This window comes from Apilactobacillus sp. EABW-1NA, from assembly GCF_030398685.1.
Classification (GTDB): domain Bacteria; phylum Bacillota; class Bacilli; order Lactobacillales; family Lactobacillaceae; genus Apilactobacillus; species Apilactobacillus waqarii.
Window position 1 is genome coordinate 1 of sequence record NZ_JAPDKO010000032.1, and the last position, 9,107, is coordinate 9,107.

General features: G+C 30.4%; 10 protein-coding genes. 4 read left to right on the forward strand and 6 right to left on the reverse strand.

Annotation, left to right across the window (positions count from 1 at the left end; translation table 11 throughout):
- The 3 genes from OEZ61_RS08260 to OEZ61_RS07360 form a co-directional block, all read left to right on the forward strand.
- On the forward strand, positions 1-72 hold a 72-nt coding region (locus tag OEZ61_RS08260), incomplete at its 5' end, for an IS3 family transposase (protein ID WP_354669370.1).
- A 148-nt stretch (positions 73-220) separates the two neighbouring features.
- Positions 221-1,270 carry a DNA adenine methylase gene (locus OEZ61_RS07355; protein WP_220382351.1) on the forward strand — a complete coding sequence of 350 codons (1,050 nt, stop codon included), beginning with the start codon at positions 221-223 and terminating at the stop codon, positions 1,268-1,270.
- A gap of 12 nt (positions 1,271-1,282) precedes the next feature.
- Positions 1,283-3,079, forward strand: a complete 1,797-nt coding sequence (locus tag OEZ61_RS07360) for an AlwI family type II restriction endonuclease (RefSeq protein ID WP_220382350.1) — start codon at positions 1,283-1,285, stop codon at positions 3,077-3,079.
- Positions 3,080-3,091: 12 nt separating this feature from the next.
- On the opposite strand, the gene OEZ61_RS07365 is transcribed toward OEZ61_RS07360, so the two are convergent.
- The 6 genes from OEZ61_RS07365 to OEZ61_RS07390 all read right to left on the reverse strand — a co-directional run bounded on the left by OEZ61_RS07365 (position 3,092) and on the right by OEZ61_RS07390 (position 8,202).
- A complete protein-coding gene (locus tag OEZ61_RS07365) occupies positions 3,092-4,840 on the reverse strand; it encodes a DUF262 domain-containing protein (protein WP_220382349.1) in 1,749 nt (582 codons plus the stop codon).
- A gap of 80 nt (positions 4,841-4,920) precedes the next feature.
- Positions 4,921-6,642, reverse strand: coding sequence for a DUF262 domain-containing protein (locus OEZ61_RS07370; protein WP_220382348.1), 1,722 nt, complete (start codon positions 6,640-6,642; stop codon positions 4,921-4,923).
- 55 nt (positions 6,643-6,697) lie between these two features.
- The gene (locus tag OEZ61_RS07375) at positions 6,698-7,030 is read right to left on the reverse strand and encodes a hypothetical protein (RefSeq protein WP_220382347.1); all 333 of its coding nucleotides are present in this window, start codon (positions 7,028-7,030) and stop codon (positions 6,698-6,700) included.
- Positions 7,031-7,240: 210 nt separating this feature from the next.
- On the reverse strand, positions 7,241-7,468 hold the full coding sequence (locus tag OEZ61_RS07380) for a hypothetical protein (protein ID WP_220382346.1): 228 nt from the start codon (positions 7,466-7,468) through the stop codon (positions 7,241-7,243).
- A gap of 49 nt (positions 7,469-7,517) precedes the next feature.
- Positions 7,518-7,712: a hypothetical protein gene (locus tag OEZ61_RS07385; RefSeq protein ID WP_034531039.1), complete on the reverse strand. Its 195-nt coding sequence runs from the start codon at positions 7,710-7,712 to the stop codon at positions 7,518-7,520.
- 211 nt (positions 7,713-7,923) lie between these two features.
- Positions 7,924-8,202 (reverse strand): hypothetical protein, encoded by a 279-nt coding sequence (locus tag OEZ61_RS07390; protein WP_220382345.1) that lies wholly within the window; start codon positions 8,200-8,202, stop codon positions 7,924-7,926.
- Positions 8,203-8,326: 124 nt separating this feature from the next.
- Between OEZ61_RS07390 and OEZ61_RS07395 the strand changes: the two genes are divergently transcribed.
- A complete protein-coding gene (locus OEZ61_RS07395; RefSeq protein WP_220382344.1) occupies positions 8,327-8,968 on the forward strand; it encodes a type II CAAX endopeptidase family protein in 642 nt (213 codons plus the stop codon).
- Positions 8,969-9,107 lie beyond the last annotated feature (139 nt).

Here is a 9,107-nt window from a genome sequence, read left to right on the forward strand (position 1 = left end):
TACAATAATCATCGTATTAAAACAAAACTAGGCGGAAAGTCACCGGTTCAATACCGGAAACTTTCCGCCTAGGAAAAACAATATAATAATGTACAACTTTTGGGGTGCACATCATGGGTGTCTTTTTTATTTAACGATAGAATACGTGGTTTACTCATTTTGCTTCACTAGTAAATACATTATATAATTATACTTAGAACTAAAGCAGGGAGAAATCATTATGTCAGAAATACTTAGAACTAGTCTATTAAAATATCCAGGTGGGAAAACAAGGGAATTAAAGAATCTACTTCCCTTCTTTCCATCTGACTCTGATAGATTTATAGATCCATTTGTAGGTGGAGGCTCCGTATGGATTGGATCAAATTACTCAAAAAACGCTATAAATGATTTCTCAAAAGACTTAATTAACTTATACAATCACAGTACTGACAAAGAGTTGCTTTCTCTACTAAATGATTTTGATGGAGACTTAGAAAATTTGGTGTTTAACAGCGAAACTCTTAATAAGTTAAAAGAAACTGATGACCTAGATACTATGAATAACATAGTTAATAATTTTGCTTCAAACATTGATTTAAAATTTTTAAATATAAAAAATCAATTTGAAGCTGAATATCCAAAATACATTAAACGAAAAATAAATTATCTAAATAAAAAAGGTATTAAATCAAAAGAGGATACAATTGATTTACTGCAAACATCATTAAATGCTTCATATTACAATGCAGTAAGATTTTTATATAATACTGTTTCAGATAGTGAATTAATACAAACATCACTATATCTATTTATAAGAGAATTTTGTTATTCGTCCATGTTCCGTTTCGGAAAAAATGGATTTTTCAATGTACCTTATGGTGGAAAGAGCTATAACAATAAACGTTTCCAAAACCATATAGACTTCTATACATCAGAATTTTTCAATAAAAAGAAAGAAATAACTGATATTTATAACTTAGATTTTCAGGAATTTTTAGAAAAAATAGAGCCAAATAATAATGACTTTATCTTCTTAGATCCTCCCTACGATTCAGACTTTTCAACGTATGATAATAATTCATTCGATAAATCTGAACAAGAAAGACTGGCTAACTACATTAAGTCTTTAAATTCTAAATGGCTACTAGTTATAAAAGATACAGATTTAATAAGATCATTGTATCCTGAAGACAAGTTTAACTACTTTGATTATAAAAAAAGATATGCCGTTAACTTTATGAATAGAAATAAACAAAAAGTTAACCATCTAGTTATTACAAACTTCTAGGAAGGTGAAAAAATGCAACCATACTGGAGAACAGCACCGCGTTCACTTATAAGAACGATAGAAAGTTTTAAATGCGTAAACAGCATAGTTGGTGAAAATTGGAATTACACAGATAAGTCGAATACCAGTAATTACAACAAACTTATTTATCCGACTAGAAGACGATTACTTTGTGATATAGCAAAAAAAGAAGAAGAACAAAACGGAGACATTTCTTCCACTTATCAAAATATACTAAAACTTGGATATGATGATTTTTTAAGCGGACAAACTGACTGGACAAAAGACCCTGAGTCAAATGCAAGACAATTGAAGGCTACTTTTGATTTTTTTGGTTTTTCTTACACTGACGATAATGGCTCATTCTATCCCACTCAGGTTGGAGAAACCATTATAAACGAAACGTTTAACAGTGAAACTATTCTTAATCAATTAATGAAATTGTATTTTCCCTTTAAAAATGGTGGAGGAATATTTATTTTTGAAGAATTCATAAAATTATTAAATGAATTTAATTACCTAAATCGCTGGGAAATAGCGTTTCTTTTTTGCCCATCTTCATCACAAGAAAAGAATAAAATCTTTGACGCCATATTACATTTTAGAAAAACATATAATGAACATAAATCTGACAAAGAAAAAAATAAAGTGACTTGGAAAAAGACTTATGAACAATTTTTCTCTACCAAGCTTACAAAAACTCAAGAGAAGGATTGTGGAAGATCATATTGGACCGATTATAGTGACGCTTTTATCCGTTCCATAATATTTACTGATATTTTTATTGATAGTGGTAGAGGAGAATCTACAAAAATAAGAGTTAAGGATTTAGAAAGAGATAAATTCAATCTACTTCTATCCTTTAACTTTCAAATTCCTGATTATTCTTTGTCTAGTAAAAGTCAAATAAAATGGTATGGAAAAAAAGACAATGTTCTTCTTCCATGGAATAACCATATAGAACTGATTCATATCGTAAGTAAAAAACTTAAAAAATTACAAACAAAAAACTTACGAGAGTACAACAATTTAACTGATAAGTTTAAAATATCTAATAATGATATATCTAATTTGACGGACTACGAAATTAAGTCATTAGAAAGCCATATCAACAATTTCTATACCAATGAAAATATTGTCTCTTTCGTTAAGAAATATAGCAAGGAAGATAAAGCAAGAAACGAAATATTAAAAAGATATGACAGTATACTAAACTCTAATGAAGATTTATCAGCCTTGTGGCTAGAAGTTAATACGTGGAAATTTTTTGCATCAATTACAAATGATCCAAAATCTATCAAGTATAACGGAAAAGTTAATCCTGATTTAACACCTAGAAGTTTTGCTAAGGGTGTTGGTAATACTCCAGATATGGAAGTTTATGACAACGACAATATTCTTTTGCCAGAGGTATCTTTAATGAGTGGAGTTAAGCAATGGGAGCATGAAGGTGCAAGTGTTGCTGAACACGTATATAGAAAGAAAGAAGATAATAGAGATAAAAATGTATTTTCAATCTTTATATCCAAAAAAACACATTTTAGATCACTATGGATGTTCTTCATTTTAAATAAAGATAGCTGGGCTGGATATCCAATAAATATAATACCTATAGATATTGAAACATTTACCGAAATAGCTAAAACTTCATACAAAAATAATCTAAAGTCATCTCATATAATTGACCTCGTTCAATATTTATCAAAAACCGTTAATGATGTTAATGATTTCACAGATTGGTCAAATGTTCTAAAACATTCTATAAGTACTTGGGCTAAAAAAAACACAAGAAAAAGCAGCGTTATTTAGACGCTGCTTTTTTTACTTGAATAAGTGATCTGATATTGATTGAATGACTTCTCTTGTTCTTCCGTTAATTATCTTGTTGATATTATCATAATCTCTATAGCGGGCATATTCTTTAGCCTTTTCCAAAGTCTCATTACTTGGATAACTTGATTCAGAAATAAATGACGAATATTTTTTATCATCATATCCTTTGAATTCGTATAGGGTTTTGTCTTTCTTCCTGTTATTTGTATCTTTAGGTAAGAACATACCATTTCCAATAGAGCTAAGGTTAGTAGGCTGTTGAGATGTATTCTTATCAACTATCCATTTTTTGGGAACGATGTGTTCAAATTCATAATCCTCCCCACTTGGAATAGATCCAGCCATATAGGTTAAATTAGAATGGATGGTTATTAATGCTTTTATTTCTTTAGAAAAGGTCTTTCTGTTACCAGTATTATCTTTAACCCAATTTTCAAAAGCAGAAATAAAATCACTCTTATTTAGCTTAATTTCATATGTTCTTCTTCTATTTTTAGAATAATAATCATTTAATCTAGAATCTCCGTGTCCTGTCCACGAATAATTAAATGAGTCATAAATGTAATATGCAGGGATATTCTTCAATATTTCTTTTGTTGCTTTTTCATCAGCATCCCATAAATTAGCATAGTAAGATAATATCTTAAAGGAACCTGATAATCCATTCGAGTAGTCACCTTTTTTCGCATTTTGAGAAACATCATACGAAATAATTTGCTTTAAAAGTTTGTCAAATGAACTATTTAGTTTATTTGAAATCACACTAGTTCTTTCAAGAATATCCGTTACATTGTCCTTTATCCAATTCACATGATCTTTTATATTCATAATCTTTAAATTAGATACCCCACATATAACGGCTAACAACCCATATCCAATTTCGTTATATGCCTTTTCCTTATCCCTCTTACTAATAAGCGAAGGAATTCTTTCCACAGTAAATTCTCCGAATGCCCTGGCAAACTCGGCAAGATTTACCTTTTTTGAATTTGTAATGTCGTCTTCTGAAAAGTCAGAAACATCAAATTCGCCATTATCTTGCATGTTAAGATAATATTTTTTTACGTTACTTATAATTTCTCTAGTGTAATCATTGTCAGGAAGCTTTAAATATTCATCGTTCCATGAAGCGTTAAACACTTCATACTTAGACAACGGAACTCCACCCTTGTTAAGATTCTCAAAAACCATTGGTAAGTATTCTCTTGGACCTGTATATTTAATCAACGGTATTCTGAGACTATCTAAATCTATATAATCTCTAACATCATTTCTTGCAGATATAACTAAATTGCGTAACTTTTCTTTGTTATCCCTACCTAATCTTAGATCATCCAATTCATCAGTCCAACTACCTAGATCGAAGTTTTCATCAGAAATTTCATTTAGTTTTTTATCATCGACATAGTAGTTCTCATTACCGATAATAGAATTTATATTTTCTTTTAAGGACTGATACTTATCAGGATTTAACTTGGACCAATATGTAAATTTATTCTCATCATATTCAATTATTGTTGATAGTCTTTGCTGACCATCAAGCAACAACATATTCTCTTTTCCATTAGAGCTTGTGTCATAAACTAATAATGCTCCAAACGGGAAACCATCATGTATGGTTTGTAATAGGGCTTCCTTCTTATCTTTACTCCAAACAAGACCTCTTTGAAACTTTGGTATTTTTAAATTTTCTAAGTCCGACTTATAAGAGCAATCATCAAATTTATATTTTGACATTGTAGACACTTTAACACCCCATCCAAAAAACAATTTATTTAAATTATAACATACAAAAAAGAGGCCTATCGGCCCCTTTTTTACCAAATTTGAGTAGTTTCCGTCGACATTTCTTCTTGTCTATTAAGTATGTCATCAACATTCCATCCGTGTTGTTCCATAAAATTGGCAATATCTTTATTTAAAACGTATCTAGATTCCCTTAATGATCTAATAACGTCTTTTTCTCCATACTTTTCTCTAATTGTGTTTTCAATTAAAGCATAATTTCCAATGTAATTAAAATAATCAGAAGACACTTCTTCTTCTGAACCTATATGGATTAATGACAAATTATCAAAACCAATTTTATCCATATCTAGTCCATCAAATTCACCGTATTGTTTATATAGTTCATAAAGAATATATGTGATAGTCCATTTCTTGGCACCGTTTTTCATTTCTCTGGATAGACCTTTAAAAGCATTCTGAACTTCTAGATCTCCTACAAGCATTTCTCTATCTAATTCATTCACAATATCTGTATCCGTAACTATTTTTTGTTTCCAAACATCCTGAGCTACTTTAGCGTATCCTGTTTCCAATGAACTAGTACCATAATTACAAATTGATCTATGTCTAACAAATATCGATAATATTTTATAAATGATAATCTTTTCGGATTTGGTATCTATACCCCTCAGTATTAGTGAAAATAGAAGTGGATAGTATAATTTTGCTCCTAATTTATGCATCATTGCTAACATTGCTGCTACAAAGCTATCTTGAAAAAGTTCTTTATCTCTCTTAGTCTTTAATCCTTTAATTACTGCTACATAGTAATCAACTACATTTATTAAATCATTTAAAAATGAAAGTGAACCACTTGTCCCAAGAACATTTGTAGCTATTGATCTAAACAATTGGTTCCCGGTCACTAATCTATTAGTGGCAGTCCAATATACTCTAATAAACTTTGTTATTTCTTTATTATCATTTCCAAAAGAAGTCGCAATCTTATCCCATTTTTGTTGAACCTCTTCTCTTACCATCTCATCCGCATTGGATACTTGAGCCATAATATGAGACTTAATAAGTTCAGAAGCTTCTAATTGTTTACCTTTACTATTCAAAGATTGATAAATTATAAATGCATCTTCCTTTTTTACCGTATATACCCTAGATAAAATGAACTTTTTTCTTAAGCTATTGAAAACATTCACTAAAACGCTTATCTTTTGTGGATTGTCTTTAATTTCATTTATTTTCCAGTATGAATCAATACAGTCTTCAAAATTTTCAAAAGCATCCTTAATATTTTTTACCGGTGTGATATCCTTGTTATTTTGATTTAATTCAAGCTTCCCTTCAAAAATACCTCTAAAGTAATCGTCAATAGAGTTATCTCCAGTTTTATATGGCTGTAATCTTAACGATGGTTTTGCTTCGTTCCATCTTAGTAAATCTTTTATATCTAATTTTAGCTTAGTTAACTCTCCCCTAGGATTATCACTTAAATTTTCAGCACTATTCCATATAATGTTAGATTTGTGCAAAATCGCAGCCATTAATATAGAAATAGTGGTAAGTCTTTGCTGACCATCAATAACTTCCTGCACTCCATTATTTATATAAGTTACAATCTGACCAATAAAATGTGTATCTTGTTGCCCCTCAACAACATCCACTAAGTCATTCCAAAAATCTCTTAACGCTTCATCATCCCAAGAATAGTGTCTTTGATAGTTTGGAACTTTATAAAAATTCCCATCTAACAACGATCCAACGTCTGTCATACCAACGTTTATAGTAGTTGTATCCATTATTATCCTCCCTAAAATAAAATACAATAACTATTATTTTATCATAAACATTTTTTTATCTTAATATGTAATATATATATTTCTTTCCTTTTATGACCCTAACATCCAAATTGTCATAATTATTTCTACATAGAAATATAGTGTGATTCATTTCGAAATCGTTAACAATACTTATTACACTTAAATTATCTTCTACGCCAAAAGTTTCATAGTCTGTATCCGGTTGATTTAAATTTCGATAACTTGTAAGTGTTTTTAACATTGCATCATACGCTATATAGGACATCCTCCAGTCATACTTTGAGTAGTTAATAACATAATCATGATTATCATAACTTATTAAATCTTCTTTATATGATTCACATGCGATTTCAGTAATATCTATCATCAAAAAGCTCCTATAACAAAGTGTTTAACTAATTATAGATCGATTTATAAAATAAAAAAGCCTTTCTTTCGCGAGATGGGAATGCTCAAAAAAGAAAGGCCTCATAAAGAATTATAATTTTAAAGCGTGATAGAATTACAAAATACTAACGACGCAACTACATAATAGTTTCCAAAAATACAATCATCAACAATTTTGCTTTTATTTTTACTAATCTTCGAAAAAACTATCCTTATCAATAGTATCAATTGTAGATTCAATAAAAAGTAAAACTATTGAAAGAATAAAGGTAACAATTGCTGTGACTTTTCTTACTGTTGTATCTGGACCATTAAAAAAGCTATCCCAGATCAAGAAAGATGAAGTCATTAAAGCAAATAGTACTGATTGTACCCTTATGAATGCAAAAATCATTTGTCTATTAGATGCAGGTTCCATCTGATCTACTCCGTTTCATATGTATTCCCCGCATGCACGGGGGGATTGTTTACCACTTAAACAAGTTGAAAGTTGTCTTATGGTAGACCTTGTTATATAACGCCTTATGTGGATTATTAATCCATCCCATACCCTTCTTACCATAGTATGGGTTAACTGCACGTTTCATTGAACGTACCGCACGTCCTCTTGTCCGTGCTGATAATGACTTTTTCCAGCTTGGCTTTCTCATGCCAAATTTCATGTCTATCATCTTCTTTTTATAGGCTAATGTAATTATACAACTTATCTAATTCATTGAAAACAAATGACAAAGTTTGTATTTACCTCACACATATGGTTAAATTTCAGCAAATAAACCAGATGAACTACGCCAATCCATCGTCGATGCCAACGACGATAGAAATGGTTGGGAAAATAACGCCAAATAAAAAAGCACACAGGAATGTGTGCTTTTATTTTTTCGATGGTGGATCTTGTGGTGTAAACCATGTTGGATATTTTTTATGAATTTTTTCGGAAATAAAGCTATAAATTAGGTATAAGAACATCAATATGACTCCACCAACTGCGGAAATAATAGTATAAGTCAAAAATTCACGCCAACTATGTGCAGTAAAGCCATTGGATAATAAGTCGGAAATCATCCCAATTACTGCACCAACCACTGCCACAACAATTATTAAGAGAATCCATTTCTTTACGGTTTCGAACCTTGTTTTTGACTTTTTCATCGGCTCTTCTCCCTTCGAAAATTGTATAAGTTTGTCTTAATTTTTTTACTAAAAGTTATTCAGCAAGTTAAAATTATAGAACTATAATTGACTAGTACAAATCAGTAATCGAGGAGTGAATGCGATGAAAAAAGCATCATTTATATTTATCCTAATATTCCTTTCACCGTTAATGGAACTTTCCCGATATCCAATCCTTTATTCAATAGATGAGCCTTTTTTATATGCAGTTTTTGAGGTTCTAACTGCATTTATTATCCTAATGGCAACTATTCTTTATCTGTACCATAGCATACTCAGCAAAAAAATGATTGATGTTTTCCACAATAATCATTTTAATTTTCGGTTAGTAGCAATCGGAATCAAGCTACTTATTCTAGCGGTTTCCTTCGTCCTTCTAACTGCCAAACCGCACGACAGTTTTCAGACCAATCTATCAAATCTAATTGGATATACTGACCCAAGACTACAGTTACTGTGTATTATCGCTGGTCTAACATTATCACCAATCGTCATTGAACTATTTTTTAGAGACTTAATTCAGTCCCACTTAAAAGACCATTTTAGCGCAAAATACGCTATTCTATTCTCATCAGTTATTTTTGGAATATCTCATTCTTTATTTAACATTATTTCATTAATATACTACATATTGGCTGGTATCTTGTTGGGTAAATCAAGAGAGGAATCAAACGGAATAATAGCACCAATCATATTCCACTGTTCATGGGACGTTTTAATACTATTGATGCTATGGATATATTAAAAAGCATACGTCAAGGAACTGCAACTATTATTTTGAACAAATAAATAAAAGCAGCTTTCTAACTATTTAATTGGGCAACTGATTTTCTGTATTCTACAGGTGATTGGTTGCCTAATTTTGTTAGTATTCGTTTATTATT